At 65.4% G+C, this 19,174-nt stretch carries 17 protein-coding genes; 3 read left to right on the plus strand and 14 right to left on the minus strand.

From position 1 onward, the window contains the following. The first annotated feature begins 1 nt into the window (after window position 1). On the plus strand, window positions 2-481 hold the full coding sequence (locus JQ586_RS11925; RefSeq protein WP_212394747.1) for a CinA family protein: 480 nt from the start codon (window positions 2-4) through the stop codon (window positions 479-481). A 91-nt stretch (window positions 482-572) separates the two neighbouring features. Here JQ586_RS11925 and JQ586_RS11930 read toward each other — a convergent pair whose 3' ends face one another. From JQ586_RS11930 to JQ586_RS11940, 3 genes are all read right to left on the minus strand, one after another. Then, window positions 573-1,886 carry an HlyD family type I secretion periplasmic adaptor subunit gene (locus JQ586_RS11930; protein WP_212394748.1) on the minus strand — a complete coding sequence of 438 codons (1,314 nt, stop codon included), beginning with the start codon at window positions 1,884-1,886 and terminating at the stop codon, window positions 573-575. After that, window positions 1,883-3,628 (minus strand): type I secretion system permease/ATPase, encoded by a 1,746-nt coding sequence (locus JQ586_RS11935; protein WP_212394749.1) that lies wholly within the window; start codon window positions 3,626-3,628, stop codon window positions 1,883-1,885. Before JQ586_RS11935 ends, JQ586_RS11930 begins: the two co-directional genes overlap by 4 nt. A 158-nt stretch (window positions 3,629-3,786) precedes the next feature. Further along, a complete protein-coding gene (locus tag JQ586_RS11940; RefSeq protein ID WP_212394750.1) occupies window positions 3,787-4,569 on the minus strand; it encodes an acyl-CoA thioesterase domain-containing protein in 783 nt (260 codons plus the stop codon). Window positions 4,570-4,633: 64 nt separating this feature from the next. On the opposite strand from JQ586_RS11940, the gene JQ586_RS11945 reads away from it, so the two are divergent. Beyond that, entirely contained in the window at window positions 4,634-5,587 is a 954-nt protein-coding gene (locus JQ586_RS11945) for a LysR substrate-binding domain-containing protein (protein ID WP_212394751.1), read from the plus strand. Here the strand turns inward: JQ586_RS11945 and JQ586_RS11950 are convergent, their stop codons facing one another. From JQ586_RS11950 to JQ586_RS11985, 8 genes are all read right to left on the minus strand, one after another. Further along, window positions 5,588-5,845: a GlsB/YeaQ/YmgE family stress response membrane protein gene (locus tag JQ586_RS11950; protein WP_212394752.1), complete on the minus strand. Its 258-nt coding sequence runs from the start codon at window positions 5,843-5,845 to the stop codon at window positions 5,588-5,590. It abuts the gene before it with no gap. Window positions 5,846-5,935: 90 nt separating this feature from the next. Beyond that, window positions 5,936-6,913 carry an ABC transporter ATP-binding protein gene (locus JQ586_RS11955; protein ID WP_212394753.1) on the minus strand — a complete coding sequence of 326 codons (978 nt, stop codon included), beginning with the start codon at window positions 6,911-6,913 and terminating at the stop codon, window positions 5,936-5,938. Next, a complete protein-coding gene (locus tag JQ586_RS11960) occupies window positions 6,910-8,322 on the minus strand; it encodes an amidase (RefSeq protein WP_212394754.1) in 1,413 nt (470 codons plus the stop codon). The genes JQ586_RS11955 and JQ586_RS11960 overlap by 4 nt, the downstream gene beginning before the upstream one ends. Then, a complete protein-coding gene (locus JQ586_RS11965) occupies window positions 8,319-8,528 on the minus strand; it encodes a hypothetical protein (protein WP_212394755.1) in 210 nt (69 codons plus the stop codon). The genes JQ586_RS11960 and JQ586_RS11965 overlap by 4 nt, the downstream gene beginning before the upstream one ends. Then, window positions 8,525-9,598 carry an ABC transporter ATP-binding protein gene (locus tag JQ586_RS11970; RefSeq protein WP_212394756.1) on the minus strand — a complete coding sequence of 358 codons (1,074 nt, stop codon included), beginning with the start codon at window positions 9,596-9,598 and terminating at the stop codon, window positions 8,525-8,527. Before JQ586_RS11970 ends, JQ586_RS11965 begins: the two co-directional genes overlap by 4 nt. A gap of 4 nt (window positions 9,599-9,602) precedes the next feature. Then, window positions 9,603-10,490, minus strand: coding sequence for an ABC transporter permease (locus JQ586_RS11975; RefSeq protein ID WP_212394757.1), 888 nt, complete (start codon window positions 10,488-10,490; stop codon window positions 9,603-9,605). A 3-nt stretch (window positions 10,491-10,493) separates the two neighbouring features. Further along, window positions 10,494-11,447, minus strand: coding sequence for an ABC transporter permease (locus JQ586_RS11980; RefSeq protein ID WP_212394758.1), 954 nt, complete (start codon window positions 11,445-11,447; stop codon window positions 10,494-10,496). Window positions 11,448-11,508: 61 nt separating this feature from the next. Beyond that, window positions 11,509-13,128 carry an ABC transporter substrate-binding protein gene (locus tag JQ586_RS11985; RefSeq protein ID WP_249147503.1) on the minus strand — a complete coding sequence of 540 codons (1,620 nt, stop codon included), beginning with the start codon at window positions 13,126-13,128 and terminating at the stop codon, window positions 11,509-11,511. A 290-nt stretch (window positions 13,129-13,418) separates the two neighbouring features. Between JQ586_RS11985 and JQ586_RS11990 the strand changes: the two genes are divergently transcribed. Then, on the plus strand, window positions 13,419-14,993 hold the full coding sequence (locus tag JQ586_RS11990) for an ABC transporter substrate-binding protein (RefSeq protein ID WP_409410976.1): 1,575 nt from the start codon (window positions 13,419-13,421) through the stop codon (window positions 14,991-14,993). Between the two features lie 210 nt (window positions 14,994-15,203). Here the strand turns inward: JQ586_RS11990 and JQ586_RS11995 are convergent, their stop codons facing one another. The 3 genes from JQ586_RS11995 to JQ586_RS12005 all read right to left on the minus strand — a co-directional run bounded on the left by JQ586_RS11995 (window position 15,204) and on the right by JQ586_RS12005 (window position 19,122). Further along, complete coding sequence (locus JQ586_RS11995) at window positions 15,204-16,616, minus strand: amidase (protein WP_212394761.1); 1,413 nt, start codon at window positions 16,614-16,616, stop codon at window positions 15,204-15,206. 82 nt (window positions 16,617-16,698) lie between these two features. Continuing rightward, window positions 16,699-18,021, minus strand: a complete 1,323-nt coding sequence (locus JQ586_RS12000) for a B12-binding domain-containing radical SAM protein (protein ID WP_249147487.1) — start codon at window positions 18,019-18,021, stop codon at window positions 16,699-16,701. A 396-nt stretch (window positions 18,022-18,417) separates the two neighbouring features. Further along, window positions 18,418-19,122 carry a hypothetical protein gene (locus JQ586_RS12005; protein ID WP_212394763.1) on the minus strand — a complete coding sequence of 235 codons (705 nt, stop codon included), beginning with the start codon at window positions 19,120-19,122 and terminating at the stop codon, window positions 18,418-18,420. Window positions 19,123-19,174: the final 52 nt, after the last annotated feature.

The raw sequence follows: 19,174 nt of genomic DNA on the forward strand, positions 1-19,174 counted from the left end.
CATGAAAGAGCTCATCGCGATCGCCGAGCGGATCGCACCCAGGCTGATCGCAGGCAAGCAGACGATTGCGGTCGCGGAATCATCGACCGGCGGCTTGATCTCCGCGTCACTGCTCGCGGTACCAGGTGCATCGGCCTATTTCCTCGGAGGAGGCGTGATCTATACGCGCGACGCGCGTCGCGTGCTGATGGACATTCCCAATGATGCCATGCACGGCATCCGCTCCGCTTCCGAGCCCTACGCGCAACTGCTTGCGCGCCAGATCCGCGAACGCCTCTCCACCGACTGGGGCTTGTCGGAAACCGGCGCGACCGGCCCGACCGGCAACCGCTATGGCGACGCCGCCGGCCACAGCTGCCTGGCGATCGCCGGCCCGCGGCAGCAGGTGATCACGATCGAGACCGGCAGTTCCGACCGGCAGGCGAACATGCAGGCGTTCGCGAAGGCAGCGCTGGAGTTGTTGCTGGAGAATTTGTCGTAGACCGGAGTGCAATCCGGGACAACTCGATCCGCATCGCGACCGTTCCCGGATTTCGCTGCGCTTCATCCGGGCCACGAAGAGTGAGAAACTCTCACTTCTCGCGGAATGAGCGCATGAACTGGTCGCTCAGCGGCTTCATCAGGTAGGACAGCATGGTGCGATCGCCGGTCTGGACGAAGGCTTCCACCGGCATGCCCGGGATGATCTTCACCTCGCTGCCGAGGCGGGCGACCTCTTCCGGCGGCATCGAGACGCGGATGGTGTAGTAGCTCTGCCCGGTGCGCTGATCAGTGGTGGTGTCGGCGGAGACGCGGGTGACGACGCCGTTCAGCTCGGGCGTGGTGCGCTGGTTGAAAGCGGAGAGCCGCAGCAGCGTCTTCTGTCCGATCTGCAGCTTGTCGATGTCCTGCGGATTGACCTTGGCCTCGACCGACAGCGCGTCGGTCTTCGGCACGATCATCATGATGGCATCGCCCGCGGTGATGACGCCGCCGACCGTATGCACCGTCGATTGCAGCACGACGCCGTCCTGCGGCGCGCGGATGTCGACGCGGCGGAGCTGGTCTTCGGCGGTGACCTTGCGCTCGACGAACTCGCCGATCTTGTCGTTGGTCTCGCGGAGGTCCTTGGAGACCTCAGCCAGCATATCCTTGTCGACCTGGATGATCTGAAGCTCGGTCTCGGTGATCTTGCCCTTGGCCTGGGCGCGCTGCGAGATGTATTGCGCGCGTTCGCCGGCGAGCCGCGCCGCGTCGCGTTCCAGCGTGGTCAGGCGCGTGAGCTGCACCAGATGCTGCTCGTAGAGCTGCTGGACGCCGACCAGTTCCTGCTGCACCAGCGCGATCTCCTTGTCCTTGGCCGCTTCCTGCGCCTCGAGGCCCGAGATCTCCTCGTTGAGCTGGGTGACGCGTTCGCGCAGCTGCGCCTTCTGACCGACCCGGCCGTTGACGCGGACCTCGAACAGCTTGGTTTCGCTGGCGATGATATCGCGCACGTCGGGATCGCTGGCGGCCTGATCGGTGAGCTGCGGCGGAAATGCGATCTTGTTGCGGCCCTGCTGCTCGGCCTCGAGCCGGGCCGAGCGGGCGTAAAGTCCGTTCAACGTCTTGACCACGATCGCAAGGCTCGCCTTGACCACCGTCTCGTCGAGACGCACCACGACGTCGCCGGCCTTAACCGTGTCGCCGTCGTGCACCAGGATCTCGCCGACCACGCCGCCGGTCGGATGCTGCACCTTCTTGACGTTGGAATCGACCACCACCTGGCCGGGCGCGATCAGCGCGCCCGAGATCGGCACGGTGGAAGCCCAGCCGCCGACGCCGCCGCCGAGAACCAGCACGACGGCAAGGCCGACGATCAGATGCTTCTTGATCGAGCGCTGGGCGCTGCGCGGCTTGTCGATCATGACTTGGCTGCCCCCGCATCGGCGACGATCTTGATCGGGGTCGGCGGCGCGACCCGCTGCAATACCTGGCCGAGCACGGTCTCCTTCGGACCGAAGGTCTGCATGCGGCCCTCCTTCAGCACCAGGAGCTGATCGACGCCCTCGATGCCGACCGGCCGGTGCGCGACCACGACGACGATCGCGCCGCGTTCGCGCGCGGCACGCACCGCACGGGTCAGCGCCTCGTCGCCATCGCTGTCGAGATTGGAGTTCGGCTCGTCGAGCACGATCAGGAACGGATTGCCGTAGAGCGCGCGAGCCAGCGCCACGCGCTGCGCCTGGCCGGCGGAGAGCGCGGAGCCCTGCTCGCCGACCTGGGTGTCGTAGCCCTCGCGCATCTTGATGATCATCTCATGCACGCCGGCTTCCTTGGCGGCGGCGATGATACCCTCGGATTTGGCTTCGGGGTCAAAACGGCTGATGTTCTGCGCCACCGAGCCGTTGAACAGCTCGACGTCCTGCGGCAGGTAGCCGACATAGCGTCCCAGCACATCCGACGACCATTGGTCCAGCGCCGCACCGTCGAGCCGCACCTTGCCGCGTGCCGGCGTCCAGACACCGACCAGCGCACGGATCAGCGACGACTTGCCGGAGCCGCTCGGACCGATCACGCCGAGACCCGTGCCGGCCTCGACCGCGAAGCTGATGTCCTGCACGATCAAACGCTGGTCGCCCGGCGCGACCATGCTCACGCCCTCGACCGACAGCCTCCTGGTCGGCGGCTGCAACAGGGTCTGCTCGGGCCGCGCCGGCATCTGCTGCAGGAGACGATTGAGCCGCTGCCAGCTCTGGCGCGCGGCGACGAACCCCTTCCAATGCGCGATCGCAAGATCGACCGGCGCCAGCGCCCGCGCGCTCAGGATCGAGCCGGCGATGATGATGCCGCCGGTCGCTTCCTGGTGGATCACGAGATAGGCGCCGACAGCGAGCACCGAGGATTGCAGCATCATGCGCAGCACCTTGGCGACGGCACCCAACCCGCCGGTAACGTCGCTGGCACGCTGGTTGCCGGCCAGATAATCCTCGTTTGCCTCGTTCCAGCGCTTGTTCATCCGCCCGGCCATGCCCATCGCGACGAGCACCTCGGCGTTACGGCGGCTGGAGGCGGCGAGATCGTTGCGCCGCGCCGCGAGCGTCATCGCCTCCTTCGCCGGACTGCGCGACATGTATTCGGTGATCAGCGTCAGCGTCACCAGGATGACGGCGCCGACCAGCGCGGTGACGCCGAGCAGCCAGTGGAACGCAAAGCAGATCGCCATGTAGAACGGCAGCCAGGGCAGGTCGAAGAACGCGCCCGGTCCCATGCTGCCGAGGAAAGAGCGGACATTGTCGAGGTCGCGCAGCGGCAGCAGACCCTCGGTGCGATTACCCATCATCAGGGGCATCCGCACGACAGTGTCGAACACCCGCGCATTGAGGGCTTCGTCGAGCGAAGTTCCAACGCGGCCGAGGATCCGGCCGCGCAGCAGATCGAGCACGCCCTGGGCCATGTAGAGGCCGGCGGCGATCACCACGAGGCCGACCAAGGTCGGAACACTGCGGCTCGGCAGCACCCGGTCGTAGACCTGCAGCATGAACATCGAACCTGTCAAATAGAGCAGGTTGATCATGCAACTCATGAGACCGACGCCGATGAAGGCACTGCGACACGCTCGCAGCGCCTCACCCAGTTCGGAACGCCGGACGGCGGGAGCGACTGCCATTAAATTGGATCTCTGCAAATCGGGATCGGTAATGGTCACGTTTTACCGATGTTCGCGACCATCGTCCATTTGTGGCTTTCGTTCATTTAAGTCGCGTTAACCCGGGGCCGGGTTCGCGGCTCGATTTCGAGATGGCACGGGGAGTTGAAGGAAAATGGCTAGCTTGCCGCCGAACCGATCCGGGCCGGGGAAAAGGGCACGAGAATGACCGACATCGAGACCCGGCCGATCTCGCCATGCCGGTCGAGCAGCACACCGCTGCCGACGCCGAGCCCGCTCTCCGGACGCCAGCGGGTCTCGGCCCGGATGCCGACCCATTCGCCACGTGGCGGCCTGAACAACTGGACCGCCAGATTGGGATTGGGGTCCGCGACGACATCCTGGACAGGCCGGCCGATGCCATGGGTCCAGTCGGCGGGACCGAGCACCTGCGCGAGCGGACCGGCGCCCGGGATCACGCTGTGAAGCATGCGGAACCAGGCGGCATCGCCGCCGGCGCGAGCCTCCATCGCGTCCATGAACCAGCTGCGGCCTTGGATTGCGTGCGGGCGATGCTGCGGAAACGCGGAGGGATCGACAGAATCGGCCGCATAGCCACGAAAACCTGGAACCTCGACCGCGCGTTCGCGTGACATGGTGATCCGGACCGTGGCGCAGGGCTGCGCATCGCCGACCGGCCACAACGTGTTGTCGACGACGCTGACGCGGCCACCTTCGGTCACGACGGCAAGCTCGGTGCGCAACTCCGCCATCGGCGTCGGCCGCAGGAAGCAGGCTGCGGCCGAGATCGCCGTTCCCCAGTTGCGCGCGCCGGCCAGCGCCTCGACCTCCGCGGTCAAGAGACTCGCGACCGCCCCGCCCTGCAGGCCGGCGAATGGCCCCGCCGCAAGGGCGGAAGGTCTCCAATGATGCGGCGTATCAAGCGGTTCGAAGATGGCCAACAGGGGCGGTCCGTGAGATGAGAAACATTGAGCAATCCGGCAATCTGAGCCAGGAATAATGGCCATGACAAAAGGCAATTCGTCACTTCAGGTGAACCAGATTCATCTATCGGGCGGACCTGACTCCCGGCTGATTCCGCCGTTGACGGCACTGCTCGCTTTCGAGCGCGCGGCGACGCTATTGAGCTTTCGCCGGGCCGCGCGCGACCTGGCACTGAGCCCTTCCGCGATCAGCCATCAGATCCGCGGGCTGGAAGAGCAGTTTGGCACCAAACTGTTCGTGCGCGGCGCGCGCTCGGTGCGCCTGACCGCCGAGGGCGAGCGCTATCTTGCAAAAGTGTCGGCGGGGCTGGCGACCTTGCAGGAGGCGAGCCGCGACATGCTGCAGCAGCGCCGCGAGACCAGCGGCGAACTGTGGATCAGCTCGCTGCCGTTCTTCACCAGCACCGTGCTGCTGCCGGCACTGCCGGAGTTCAAGCGGCGGCATCCGCAATTGACGCTGCGGATCGAAGCCACCCATCAATATGCCGATTTCAACGCCTCGCGCGTCGACATCGCGATCCGCTACGGACGGGAGCATGCGGCGGGGCTGAAGATCGAGCCGCTGATCGAGGTCAGGAGCCTGCCGGTCTGCGCGCCGGCACTCGTCAAGGGCGGCTTGCGAACACCCACGGACCTGGCCCGCGAGGTGCTGATCCATGTCACCGGCCAGCCACGGACCTGGCCCGTTTGGCTCAAGGAGGCCGGGCTACCGCATCTGGCGCCGCGCGGGCATTTGTGGCTCGACAGCGTGCCGGCGATGCTTGAGGCCGCCGAGCACGGGCTCGGGGTCGCGCTGGGGATGGCGCCGCTCATCAAGCTGCGGCCGGGCTTCGGCAAAAGGCTGGTCGCGCCCTTCGCGTTCGAGGCCGCGCAGGTCGAGACGATCTACCTGATTTCCCGTACCGAGCAGGCACGGGACCGGCGGATATCAGCTGTCCGACGCTGGATCGCGGACGCCGTCGCCCGCGCGGGCTGACTACCTTCGCACCAGCCGAACGATCAGCAGCAGGATGATCGCGCCGATCGCGGAATAGATGATCTCGGACACCAGGCCGCCGCCGAGATGGAAGCCGAGCCGCGGGAAGATCAGCGTGGAAATGAACGCGCCGGCGATGCCGACCACGATGTCGCCGACGATGCCGAGACCCGCACCGCGCACGATCTTGCCGGCGAGCCAGCCCGCGGCGAGGCCGACAAACAGAATGACGATGATGCCTTGACCCGACAGATACATGGACGCCCCCAGTCCCTGCGCGCCATGCTGCGCGCCGCCCGGAACCTAGCGTTATTTCCGCGAGGTGACGACTGGAATCTGACGCAAGCGCTAGCTTGCTGCCATCGCCGGCCCGGCCAGCACGCAGCGCGCGAGATGGCCGGGCGCGATCTCGACGCTGGCCGGCAACCCTTCGCTGCAGCGCGGCTGGGCGAGGCCGCAGCGCGGCGCAAAGGAGCAACTGGACGGTGCGCGATCGAGCGAGGGCGGCGTGCCCGGGATCGTCCCCAGCCGCTCGCCGCGCCTGGCGCCGTGAATGGTCGAGGCCAATAACCCCTTGGCGTAGGGATGGACCGGCGTGCGCACGATGTCGCGAAGAGCACCCCGCTCCACGATCTGGCCGGCATACATCACCGCGACGCGGTCGCAGATCTCGATCGCGACGCCGATGTCGTGGGTGACGAAGATGACGGACATGCCGAACTCGCGCTGCAACTCGCGCAGCAGCAGCAGGATCTGGATCTGCACGGTGGCGTCGAGCGCCGTGGTCGGCTCGTCCGCGAGCAGGATCTTCGGCTTGCAGGCTAGCGCCAGCGCGATCATCGCGCGCTGCCGCATGCCACCCGACATCTCGTGCGGATAGGAGTCGAGCCGACGCTTCGCCGAGGGAATCCGGACCACCTCGAGCATCTCGAGCGCACGCGCGACAGCTTCGCGCTCGCTCTTGCCCTCGTGCCGCATCACGGTTTCGGCGATCTGCCGGCCGATGGTGTAGACCGGATCGAGCGCCAGCGCCGGCTCCTGGAAGATCATCGAGACCGTCTGGCCGCGGAAGGCCGACAGCGTCTCGTCGTCCATCGCCAGCACCTCCTGGCCCAGCACTGCGATGCTGCCGGAGATCTGCGCCCGTTTCTTCGGCAGCAGCCGCATCAACGCCCGCAGCGTCACGCTCTTGCCGGAGCCGGACTCGCCGAGCAACCCCAACACCTCGCCTTCGCCGAGCGACAGGCTGAGATCGTTCACGGCATGAATCGTGCGATCGCCGGTGAAGCGGATGGTGAGGTTGCTGATCTCGACGAGGTTGGTCATGCTGACGTCGGCATCCGGGCATGGAAGTCGGTCACACGCTGGAAGGCGGCGCCGATCCGGAGCAGTACGGCCTCTTCAAAGGCGCGGCCGATCAGCTGCATGCCGACCGGCAGGCCCGTCCTGGTGAAGCCGGAGGGGATCGCGAGCGAAGGCAGGCCAAGATAGTTGACCGGGCGGGTGAACCGCGTCAGCCGCTGGATCACGGCCTCGGCGCCCGGGCCGTTGCCGACGTCGCTCTCGGCAATGGTCGGCGCCGGGATCGGCCCGACCGGTGCGATGACCGCATCGATACCGCTGACGGCAGCATTGTGCGCGGCAAGCGCCGGCCCGCGCCAGCGCATCGTCTCCAGATAAGTGACCGCCGGAATGGCGAGGCCGTTCTGCAGGCGCATCAGGACCTGGGCGCCGTAATCCTGCGGCCGCTCGATCATCCAGCGCTTGTGGAAGGCGGCTGACTCCGCCGCAAGCACCAGTTGCGACGCGGCGCTGAGCTGGCGCTGATCCGGCAGCTCGACCTTGACGATCTCGGCGCCGTCCTTCCTCAGCGTCTCGATGGTCTCGTCGAGGACGCGCGCGACCTCGGGATCGAGATCGTCGACATAGAACGCCGTGGGCACGCCGATCTTCAGCCCCTTCAGCGGCTCGCGTGTCGCAGCAAGATAGTCCGGCACCGGTTGCGTCGAGGCCGTGAGATCCTCGGGATCGGAGCCTGCCATCAGGCCGAGCAGCAGCGCGCAATCCTCGGCGGTCTGCGCCAGCGGACCGACGGTGTCGAGCGACTGCGACAGCGGCATCGCGCCGGCGCGGCTGACGCGTCCGACCGTGGTCTTGAGACCGGTCACGCCGCAGAAATGCGCGGGCATCCGGATCGAGCCGCCGGTGTCGGAGCCGAGCGCAGCAAAGGTCAGGCGCGCGGCAACCGCCGAACCCGACCCGGACGACGAGCCGCCGGTGATGTGATCGACGTTCCAGGGATTATGCACTGCGCCGTAATGCACGTTGTGGCCGGTCGGGCCGAACGCGAATTCGACCATCTGCAGCGAGCCCAGCCGGACCTGCCCGGCATCCTTCAGCCGCTGCAGCGCGGTCGCGGTCGTCTTCGGCACGAAATCGCGGCGGATCAGCGAGCCGCAGGTCACGACCTTGCCGGCCTCGTAATACATGTCCTTGTGCGCCATCGGCACGCCATGCAACACACCGTGGCTGCTTCCCTTGGCGAGATCGGCGTCAGCCGCGTCGGCGGCGGCGAGCGCCTGTTCCGCCTCGATTGTCATATAGGCGTTGAGACGCGGCTGCCATTCCGCGATCCGGTGCAGCACCGCGCGCGTCACCTCGCGCGAGGACACCTTCTTCTCGGCAATCGCCTTGGCGACCGCGACGAGCGTCATCAATGCGGGCTCGGTGCTCATTTCGACACCTTCCCGGGCTTCTGTGCGATCTGCGCCAGCAGGAAGCTCGCGGGTTCAAGGTCCATGGGCAGCGTGCCGGAGATCGGCGTAAATCCGTCGAATGCGGGCCCGATCGACGTCGCGATGCGGTTGGCAACCTCGTCGTCGGCCGGCACGTCGGCGACATGCGCCATCGCCTTGACGTCCTTGGGGGTGGGTCTTGTCATGCCGCATCGTCTCCTCTTGCCTTTGCCGGCGCACGGCTGTGCCCCGAGCCCGGGACGGCCATGTAGCACGCCGCCTGATGGCCCATTGTATCGAGATCGCCGAGCTTTGGCGTGTCGTTTGCGCAGACCGGCTCCGCGAACGGGCAACGGGTGTGAAACCGGCAGCCCGACGGCGGATCGATCGGATTCGGCGGGTCGCCCGAGATCGGCGGCACCTCGGTGCGCCGGTCCGGAACGGATGAGGGCATCGCCGCCAGCAGGGCGCGCGTATAGGGATGCGCGGGCGCGTCCCAGACGGCATCGACCGGGCCGAGTTCGACGACCTCGCCGAGATACATCACCAGCACGCGGTCGGAGATGTAGCGGACGACGTTGAGATCATGGCTGATGAAGAGATAGGTCAGGCCGAATTCGCGCTTGAGGTCGGCGAGCAGATTGAGCACCTGCGCCTCGACCGATTTGTCGAGCGCGGAGACCGCCTCATCGAGGATCACCAGCCGCGGCGACAGTGCCAGCGCACGGGCAATGTTGACACGCTGGCGCTGGCCGCCGGAAATCTCGTGCGGATAGCGGTTGGCGAAGGTTTCGGGTCGCAAGCCAACCTTGCCGAGCAGTTCGCGCGCCAGGGTGCGGGCAGCGCCGTCGGCCATCCCGTGAACCTTCGGTCCGAACGCGATCGATTCCTCGATGGTGAGGCGCGGATTCAGCGAGGCGTAGCTGTCCTGGAACACCATCTGCATGCCGCGGCGCAATTCGCGCAAGGACAGCGATCGGCCGACCTGCATGCCGTCATAGACGATGTCGCCGCCGTCGCGCGGCATCAGATGCATCAGCAGCCGCGCCGTGGTCGACTTGCCGCAGCCGGACTCGCCGACGATGCCGACGGTCTCGCCCTTCATGACGGCGAACGATAAGTTGTCGACCGCGCGCACCGTCTTTTGCGGGCTGAAAAGCCCGCCACGGACCGGGAAGTGCTTGGTGAGGCCTTTGACCTGGAGCAGCGGCTGCGCGATGCCGCCGACGTCCGCGACGGGCTCCAGCATGTCGGCCGGGAGATTTGCCTCGGTCATCATCTCAGTTCCTGATGTCCATCGCGCTGCGCATGCCGTCGCTGAGGAGATTGAAGCAGATCGAGACTGCGAAGATCATCGCGCCGGGCAGCGCCGCCACCCACGGGTTGACGTAGATCGCGGTGCGCAGGGTGTTGAGCATCAGCCCCCATTCCGGCTCCGGCGGCTTTGTGCCCAGACCCAGGAAGGACAGACCGGCGGCCAGGATCATCGACACCGAGATCAGTCCGGTGGCGTAGACGAAGATCGCGCCAAGCACGTTGCCGAGCATGTGCACGCGCATGATGGTGATGGGACCTGCGCCGGAAGCGCGCGCCGCCTCGACGAAGTCCATGTTGCGCACGCCCGTGGTGACGCTTTCGGCGACGCGGGTGATCTGCGGCACAAACACGATGGTGAGCGACACGATCGAGTTGGTGATGCCGGCGCCCAGCGCGCCGGAGATCGCGATCGCAAGCAGCACCGAGGGGAAGGCGTAGAACACGTCGACCGTGCGCATGATCGCGGTGTTGATCCTGCCGCCGACATAGCCGGCGACCAGGCCGAGCGAGGTGCCGATCGCAAAGGCGAAGATGACAGGCAGGATGCCGACGATCAGCGACAGCCGCCCGCCATAGATCAGCCGCGCCAGCATGTCGCGGCCGAGTTCGTCGGTGCCGAGCGGATAGCCTGGCGTGCCGATGTGGCGAAGCCGGCGGATCATCGAGCCCTGGTAGGGATCGGCGAGGCCAAGCCACGGTGCGAGCAGTGCGGAAGCAAATATCAGCACCAGGATGATGGCGCAGGCCATGCTGACCTTGTCGCCGACGATGCGTCGGGCAACGGTCGCCCAATAGCCCCGCGCCTTGGTCGCGGGTGCCGCCTGCAATGCGGAATCGAGCATCGCGCTCATGGCCTAGCTCCGCTTGATGCGCGGATCGATCGCGGCCTGCGCGATGTCGACCAGGAGATTGAGCAGCACGAAGAACAGCGCCAGCACCAGGATCGTGCCCTGCAGCAGCGGCAGGTCGCGCTGGAAGATCGCCGAGTTGAGCAATAGCCCCGAGCCGGGCCAGGAGAACACCGTCTCGATCAGGATCGAGCCGCCGAGCATGTAACCCAACTGGAGTCCCATCACCGCGAGCGCCGTCGGTGCGGCGTTCTTGACGACGTGGCGGAACACCGCGGTCTCGCGCAGTCCCTTGGCGCGCAGGGCCTCGACGAAATCCTGGCTCAGGATGTCGCCGGTCAACGCACGCACGGTGCGGGTGATGATGCCCATCGGGATCACCGAGGTCGTGATCGCAGGCAGCACCAGATAGCGCAGATGCTCCCAGTCCCATGCCCAGGCGCCGGAGCCCCCGGGCCCGGCACCGACCGCGGGCAGCCAGTTGAGCTGCACCGAGAAGATGATGACCAGCACCATGCCCAGCCAATAATGCGGCAGCGAGACGCCGGCGATGGCAACCGACGTCGCGACCTTGTCGACCCAGGTATCGCGGAAATAGCCGGCGATCAGGCCGAACAGCAGACCGAACGTGAAGCCGATCATCGCAGCCGCGACCGCCAGCATCACGGTGTTGCCGACCGCGCGCATCACCTCCGTCAGCACGGGACGGCCGGTCGCGATCGAGCTGCCGAGATCGCCATGCAGCGCGCGCCACAGCCACAGCCCGAACTGCACCGGCAACGGACGATCGAAGCCGTAGGCCGAGCGCAATTGCGCAGCGAGTTCCTGCGAGGCATCGGCCGGCAGTACCGCGACCAGCGGATCGCCGGGCGTGATGTGCACCAGCAGGAAGCACACCAGCGCCACGCAGATCACGATCGGAATGACGTAGACGATCCGTCGGGCGATATAGGCAAACACGTTGCGCTCTTTCCTCCCTCCCCCTTGTGGGAGAAGGTGCACTGATGACGCGGCTACAGCCTCAAGGCACGATCGTGACCGGCGAGAAGTCGACGAACCAGCTCTTCGCCTGGACGAAGCCCTTGATCTTCGGGCTCATCGCGCGCGGCGCGACATCGTGAGCGACATAGAGAAACGCCGCGTCGTCGACGGAAGCCGCGTGCAATTCGGCGAGCGCGGCATCGCGTGCGACCGGATCGAAGGTCTGCCGCGCCTTCTTCACCAATTCATCGAACTTCGGATTGTTGATGAAACCCCAATTGTTCGAGACCGGCGGCGCCATCCCCGACTGCAGGAAGCGCACCAGCGCGAAGAACGGATCCATCGCCGCGTAGGTGACGTTGGTCGCGTTCGAGCCGTTGGCCGACGGATCCTTCGCCCCGCGCCGCCAGTTGGTGAACAGCGTGTTCCATTCGATGACGTCGAGCTGCACATCGAAATAGCACTCGGCCAAGGCCTGCTGCAGATACTCGTTCATCGGCAGCGGCAGCATCTGGCCCGAGCCCGACGCCGAGGTCTGGACCTTGACGGTCAGCTTCCTGTTCGGACCATAACCCGCCTCCTGCATCAGCTTCTGCGCGGCCGGCTTGTCGTATTTGATCTGGAAGGTCGGGTTGCCGCGCCAGGGATGACCGGGCTCGAAGGTGCCGGTGGCCGGCACCATCAGGCCGGCGAGCAGGCCATCGCGCAGGCCTTCACGATCGACGCAGAGATTGGCGGCCTTGCGGACGCGGATGTCGTTCCACGGCGAGCCCTCGACGCGGGAGAACTGCCACGGCCAGACATGCGGCTCCTCGTTGGAATAGAGCACGAAGCCACGCTGCTTGATCTCGGGCAGTGCATCGGGCGCCGGCGCCTCGATCCAGTTGACCTGTCCCGACAGCAGCGCCGCGGTGCGCGCATTGGCCTCCGGCATCGGCAACAGCACCATCTTGTCGACCTTCGGCACGCGCGCCTTGTCCCAATAATTGTCGTTCTTCACCAGTTCGAGGCGTTCACGCGGCGTGAAGCTCGACATCTTCCACGGTCCGGTGCCGGAGGCATCCTTGGCGAAAGCCGCCCAGGCGGCCTGCGATCTCGCCTTGGCATCGGCGCCTTCAGCCTTGCCGTAGAACTGCTGCCACTTTGCCGGGCTCGCCATGAAGAGATTGGTGAGGTTGATCGGCAGGAAGCTGTCCGGCTCCCTGGTGAGCAGTTCGACCGTCATGTCGTCGATCTTGCGGGCCGAAACCAGCGTCGGCATGCGCGATGCGGTGACGCCGACCTGGCTCGGGTCGAACTGCGGCGCATCCTGCTTCAGCACCTTGTCGACATTCCAGACCACGGCATCGGCGTTGAACGGCGAGCCATCGTGGAAGGTGACGCCGGGACGCAGCTTGAAAGTCCATTTCGTCTTGTCGGCGTCATCAACCTTCCACTCGGTGGCGAGGCCCGGGATCACGACGCTGGCCTTGTCCGCCGACGACAGGTCCCACATCGTCAGCGCGTCATACATCGTGAGGCCGGTGAAGCGGTTGCCCTCGAACCCCTGGTCGGGCTGGCCGAGCGTGCGCGGAATATCGGCTGCCGTCATGCCAATGCGCAGCACGGTCTCGGCGCCGGCGGCGGCCGGCGCGCCCGCGGCCAGCGCGCACGCCAGCATGACGGCCGCGGCCTTGATCTTCTTGTTACGCATCGTGGCAACCTCTCTCGGCGTCAGGTGATTTTTTTGGTGATTATTGCGTGACTATTTCTTGGGCAAGCGTATGCAATGCCTGTGCCAAGGGGAATAGTTGTTCGGCAGATAACCGCAGGCCGCGTCATTTCTTCCCCCTTTGCGACAGGACGCAGCGAGGATGCCTAATCTGGCATCATGCTTGCAAGCTTTGGCCCCAAGCTTAGCCTACGGAGCCCCTCACTATGCGCGCACGCAATTTCATTCTGGTGGCGGCAATGGCGCTTGGCCTGGCCATGGGCTGGCCGGTGATCCCAGCGCGCGCCGAGTCCATTGTGCGCTACGGCATATCGATGGCCGACATTCCCTTGACGACGGGTCAGCCCGACCGCGGCGCAGGGGCCTACCAGTTCACCGCCTACACGATCTACGACCCGCTGGTCGCCTGGGACATGGACGTCTCCGACAGGCCGGGCAGGCTGGTGCCGGGGCTCGCGACCGAATGGAAAGTCGACGACAGCGACAAGACCAGGTGGCGCTTCACCTTGCGCAGAGGCGTAAAATTCCACGACGGCAGCGACTTCAACGCCGACGTCGTGATCTGGAATCTCGACAAGGTGCTGAACGACAAGGCCCCGCAATTCGACAAGCGGCAGAGCGCGCAGGTCAAGACCCGGCTGCCCTCGGTCGCGAGCTACGCCAAGATCGACGACTTCACTGTCGAGATCACGACCAAGACGGTCGACTCCTTCTTCCCCTACCAGATGCTCTGGTTCCTGGTCTCGAGCCCCGCGCAGTATGAAAAGCTCGGCAAGGACTGGGACAAGTTCGCCAGCCAGCCCTCCGGCACCGGCCCGTTCAAACTGACCAAACTGGTGCCGCGCGAGCTCGCCGAGCTTTCGAGGAATCCGGACTATTGGGACAAGAAGCGGATTCCCAAAGTCGACAAGATGATCCTGATCCCGATGCCGGAGGCGCTGACACGCACCAATGCGTTGCTGGCGGGACAGGTCGACCTGATCGAGACGCCGGCACCCGACGCCGTGCCGCAGCTGAAAGCCGCCGGCATGAGGATCGTCGACAACGTCACGCCGCATGTCTGGAATTATCATCTGAGCGTGCTGCCCGGCTCGCCCTGGACCGACATCCGCCTGCGCAAGGCGCTCAACCTCGCGATCGATCGCGACGCGGTGGTCGGCCTGATGAATGGCCTGGCCAAGCCGGCCAAGGGCCAGGTCGATCCGTCGAGCCCCTGGTTCGGCAGGCCGACCTTCGAACTGACATACGACCTCGCAGCCGCGAGGAAGCTGGTCGAGGAGGCCGGCTACTCCAGGGACAAGCCGCTGAAGACGACCTTCATCATCGCGCAGGGCGGCACCGGGCAGATGCTGTCGCTGCCGATGAACGAATTCCTGCAGCAGAGCTTCAAGGAGATCGGCATCGACGTCGACTTCAAGGTGGTGGAGCTCGAGACCCTGTATACGCACTGGCGCAAGGGCGCGGGGGACGAGATGAATGCCGGCATCACCGCCAACAACATCGCCTATGTGACATCGGATCCGCTGTACGCCATCGTGCGCTTCTTCCATTCGGGCCAGGTCGCGCCCGTCGGCGTCAACTGGGGCGGCTACAAGAATCCGAAGGTCGACGCGCTGATCGACGAGGCCAGGCAGACCTTCGACACCGCAAAGCAGGACGAACTGCTGGCGCAGGCGCATGCGCTGATCGTCGACGATGCCGCCCTGGTCTGGGTGGTGCACGACACCAATCCGCACGCGCTGTCGCCGAAGGTGAAGACCTTCGTGCAGGCGCAGCACTGGTTCCAGGATCTGACGCAGATCGGGCTGGAGTAGGTCACCCCAGCCGCCCCGCGTGTGGTCATGCGCGGGCCGTCGTGGTGATCGGGCCGAAGCTCACCTCAGATTGGGCCGGCGCCGCGACAGTCTCGGTTGTCCGTTTCGAGACGCCTCACGAACGACGGATCGTGGATTATCCATTGCGCACGATGCCGCTTGTCGCGAAGAGGAAAACGGCTCGCGGTCGGCGGCATCGCCCGGCTGCGCTCACCGCACGGGATCGATCGGCGTCTTCAGGCCGAGCCGCGCCTCGATCGCTTCTGCGGCTTCCAGACACAAATCCTCTCGGAGGCGAGGGCCCATGACCAGCACGCCGATCGGCAGCCCCGTCGCCTCGTCGCGGCCGGCCGGCACGCAGGCCGACGGCAGGCCCATCAAATTGGCAGGGACCACCGGGCGCATCATCTCCATGGTCGCAGCCGTTCCTTCCGGTGTCGCCGAATCGAAGCCATGCGCGAAGGGCAGTTGCGTCCAGGTCGGCGACAGCAAGAGCGGCCGCTCGGCCATGAAGGTCGACCAGGCCCGCGCGACGCCGTCGCGCTCGACCATCAGGTTGGAGAACGCAGCTGCGCCGGCGAGCGGCGGCACGGCCTGATTGGCGACGTTGAGGAAGGCGAGCGCGTCGGCGCCCATCATCTGCGACAGCGGCTCCAGCACGGAGGCGAAGTCGCCCATGATCAGGCGCGCCCAGCAGCTGATCGCGTCCTCGTAACGCGGCGGGCTCGCTTCCTCGACGACATAGCCCGCGTCGGCCAACGCTTGCGCCGCGCGGCGCACAGTTGTCGCGACTGCCGGATGCGTGCTTCCGCCGGGCGGCTCGGCCAGCACCGTCACACGGAGCGGCCGTGCCAGCGGCGGGCCCTCGAACGGCGCGTCGATCGACCAGGGATCGCGCGGATGCGCGCCCATCAGGACGCGGAGGCCAAGGCGAACATCGGCGATCCGTCGGGCCATCGGGCCCTGCACGTTCATCAACTGCACCGCGAGCAGATGCTCCTGCGTCGGCACAAAGCCAGCATCGGGGACGCGCCCGGCAGAGGGGCGGATGGATGCGATGCCGCAGGCATTGGCGGGGTTGCGCAGCGAGCCGCCGATATCATTGCCGAGACCGATCGGGCTCATGCCGCTGGCGAGCGCGGACGCTTCGCCGCCGCTGGACCCGCCGGCAGTACGTTCGGGGTGCCAGGGATTGCGAGTTAACCCGTGCAACGAACTCACGGTGTGGACGCGGAGTGCCATGTCGGGAAGATTGGTGCGGCCGATCGGGATCGCGCCGGCAGCACGCATGCGTTCGACGACGGGTGCATCCATCGGCACCACCGCCTGGGCCAGCGCCGGCACGCCCCAGGTGGTGGGCAGGCCGGCCATGTCGATGTTCTCCTTCACCGTAAATGGCACGCCGTGCAGCGGTCCGACCTTCTCGCCAGCCGCCAGCCGCCTGTCGGCCTGCCCCGCTTCCGCGCGGGCCTCGTCGGCCAGGATATTGGTGATCGCATTGAGCGCGGGATTGACGGCATCGATGCGTGCGAGGTGCGCATTCACCACCTCGGCCGAGCTCAGCTCGCGACGCGCGATACGCTGCGCGATTTCAGTCGCCGACATCTGCCAGATCTCGCTCATGCGATATTTCCTCCCTCGCCCAGGGCCGTGATCTTGCTCGGAAAGCCTGGAGGCAGCAACGAAAAACGACCCCGGCCGAAGCTCACATCATGTGGGGGCCGGCGCCGTCTGCCGCCTCCAGCACGGCCGCGCGCCATTCGCGCTTGACGGGGAGAATTGGCGGCATTGGCGCCAGGCTCGGCTCCGCGGTCGCCGGCGCGATGGAGTCGATGTGTTCGGTTCGAGACGCCTTGCGCATGAACAGATTGTAGATCATCCATTGCGCGCGATGCCGCTTGCCGCGGACAGGAAAACGGCTTGCGATCGACTGCGTCGAATAGAATCCCATATAGGCGCTGTTCTGACCGATACGAAGCTCGTCTGCCGACATTCCACCCGGGCGGTACACCACGTGGCCCTGATCGTACATCGTCCAGTCGAACGAGACGATGCGACCGGCCTTCTTCATCTCGTACCAGGTCAGCGTGCCCGGATAAGGTGTCAGCACCGAATAGGCACAGGCGTCGTAGCCGGCCGTGACGTTGAAGTTCACGGTATCGTCAAAAACGGAGGTGGTGTCGCCGTCAAACCCGAACATGAACAGGCCAAACACCATTATTCCATACGAATGAACCTTCTCCACCAGGGCCTGGAAATTCTCGGGGCGGTTGACATGCTTGTGGACGCTCTTCAGCGTCTCGCGCGATATGGATTCGAACCCGATACTCAGCATTGTGCAGCCGCTCTCGGCGGCGAGCTCGAGCATGCTGTCATCATTGGCAAGCTTGGAGGTGACGCCGGCCTGCCATTGAATGCCGCGTCCCTTCAACGCCCGCATGACCTCTTTTGGACGTTCGGGGGTACCAAAGAAGTCGGCATCATTCACCGAGATCGTGCGCGCGCCACAGTTCTCCATTTCATGGATGACTTCATCGACCGGACGGTAGCGAAACTTGAGACCATTCATCAGCGGCTCGGCGCAGAACGTGCAGCCCTGGTGGCAGCCGCGTGAGGTCTGGACAAAAGTTCGGTTCACATAGCGGCTTTTCTTCAGCAGGTCGTAACGCGGCATCTGCAAACCGACCATCGGATGAAGCTTCTCGGATTTGTAGGTCCCGCGCATCGTCCCCTGACTCAGATCGTCGAGCAGCTTGTCGATCACGAGTTCGACCTCCCCAACCACAACCGCATCCGCGTGCTCAAGGGCCTCTCGCGGCATGAAGCTGGGATGTACACCCCCCATCACCACGGGTACGCCCTTGGCGCGGAACCGATCCGCGACTTCATAACCACGATTGACGTAGCTCGTCATCGCGGAGATCCCTACGAGATCGGCCTTCAGATCGAAGTCGATCGTCTCGATGTTCTCGTCCGTGAGCACCACCTGATACTGGTCTTTCGGGATGCAGGCGGCGACGGCCAGCAAGCCCGCCAGCGGGGAATAGAGCGCGCGATTGAAATAGATCGGGCGTGTCGTCAACGAGTCGGTCTTCGGATTGATCAGGTGGATGAGGCGAGTACGCACTGGAACCTCCTGTTGTACGATCCGGTCTTTGGCAACGACGCGCGGCGAACCGGGTGAGGCGTCAATCGACCTCCATCACCAGTCAAACGCCGTGCCGGGAGCCCCTCTCAGCCTTCCTTGAAAGCGAGTATTCCAGGTTCGCTACTCCTCAAGCCTGAAAGCGGAAAAGGTTCCAAGGCAGCTCGCAAAAAACATCGCCGGAGCGATGCGGCTGCCGGGACATTCGTCCGCGCTGACGCAGGCGGGGCGGAGCCATGGCGCGACGCAACTGCCCAACGGCGGATTTCCGTTACGTGCCTATTTGAGCTTATAGGTGCCGGTTTGGTGATTGCAGTCCTGAAACGTTCCGGCCTTGACGACCGGAAACGAGCCCAATGGGTGGACGGTGCCGGTCATCGTCATGCCCTCATATTTGCCGGTGCCAGCAACAATTTCCCGGGTGAGACTTCCATCGCTCGCAAGCGAATAATTCGACAGGCGCTTATCACCGTCCACATCCAGGCTCTCGCATACGGCGGACCCGGTGAACTTCCCCTCCAGCGATGCGTTCATCCCCACGCAACGAAAGCTGTTCTTGTCAAACATGCCGCCGGAAGGATTGCTGAGGATCGTCCCCGTCATTTCATAACTGGATGCGGTGTCGGTCTTGGAGAACGTGATCGCGTTGCTGACGCCCGACCAGCACGCGGTGTAGTCGTAGCTGCCTTCCTTTGGCAGCTCGGTCGCGAGTGCAGAGCCGGCCGCCACGGGGACCAGGAATGCTGTCGTCAAGAAGAACAAGCTAACGGATGTTCGCATCGTGTCCTCCCTAAAAACAAATTCGTTCATCGAAGATCCCGCGTCCCAGCCTTCGCGGGACGCTGCGCAAGGATAACGCGGCAATCGCGCGCAGGGAATGAGGAAGTAAGGAGATGCCAGAGGCGTCACGCCTCTACCCGGCGCCTTGGCGTCGTCAAATTCGCCGAACTCGTCGCCGATGGCGCCGATGGCGCCGATGCCCACTCGAGGCCGATTGGCACAAACTGCACATGCCGGGCGACAGGCGAAGGTGCGC

The organism is Bradyrhizobium jicamae (assembly GCF_018130215.1).
In the GTDB taxonomy this organism is placed as follows: domain Bacteria; phylum Pseudomonadota; class Alphaproteobacteria; order Rhizobiales; family Xanthobacteraceae; genus Bradyrhizobium; species Bradyrhizobium jicamae_A.

Excerpts from the sequence above, each read along its gene's own strand:
- JQ586_RS11985 (WP_249147503.1), bottom strand. The coding sequence starts at position 13,128 with ATGCTGGCGTGCGCGCTGGCCGCGGGCGCGCCGGCCGCCGCCGGCGCC.
- JQ586_RS11965 (WP_212394755.1), bottom strand. The coding sequence starts at position 8,528 with ATGACAAGACCCACCCCCAAGGACGTCAAGGCGATGGCGCATGTCGCC.
- JQ586_RS11955 (WP_212394753.1), bottom strand. The coding sequence starts at position 6,913 with ATGACCAACCTCGTCGAGATCAGCAACCTCACCATCCGCTTCACCGGC.
- JQ586_RS11945 (WP_212394751.1), top strand. The coding sequence starts at position 4,634 with ATGACAAAAGGCAATTCGTCACTTCAGGTGAACCAGATTCATCTATCG.
- JQ586_RS11950 (WP_212394752.1), bottom strand. The coding sequence starts at position 5,845 with ATGTATCTGTCGGGTCAAGGCATCATCGTCATTCTGTTTGTCGGCCTC.
- JQ586_RS11935 (WP_212394749.1), bottom strand. The coding sequence starts at position 3,628 with ATGGCAGTCGCTCCCGCCGTCCGGCGTTCCGAACTGGGTGAGGCGCTG.
- JQ586_RS11990 (WP_409410976.1), top strand. The coding sequence starts at position 13,419 with ATGGCGCTTGGCCTGGCCATGGGCTGGCCGGTGATCCCAGCGCGCGCC.
- JQ586_RS11960 (WP_212394754.1), bottom strand. The coding sequence starts at position 8,322 with ATGAGCACCGAGCCCGCATTGATGACGCTCGTCGCGGTCGCCAAGGCG.
- JQ586_RS11975 (WP_212394757.1), bottom strand. The coding sequence starts at position 10,490 with ATGAGCGCGATGCTCGATTCCGCATTGCAGGCGGCACCCGCGACCAAG.
- JQ586_RS11970 (WP_212394756.1), bottom strand. The coding sequence starts at position 9,598 with ATGACCGAGGCAAATCTCCCGGCCGACATGCTGGAGCCCGTCGCGGAC.
- JQ586_RS11925 (WP_212394747.1), top strand. The coding sequence starts at position 2 with ATGAAAGAGCTCATCGCGATCGCCGAGCGGATCGCACCCAGGCTGATC.
- JQ586_RS11995 (WP_212394761.1), bottom strand. The coding sequence starts at position 16,616 with ATGAGCGAGATCTGGCAGATGTCGGCGACTGAAATCGCGCAGCGTATC.
- JQ586_RS11930 (WP_212394748.1), bottom strand. The coding sequence starts at position 1,886 with ATGATCGACAAGCCGCGCAGCGCCCAGCGCTCGATCAAGAAGCATCTG.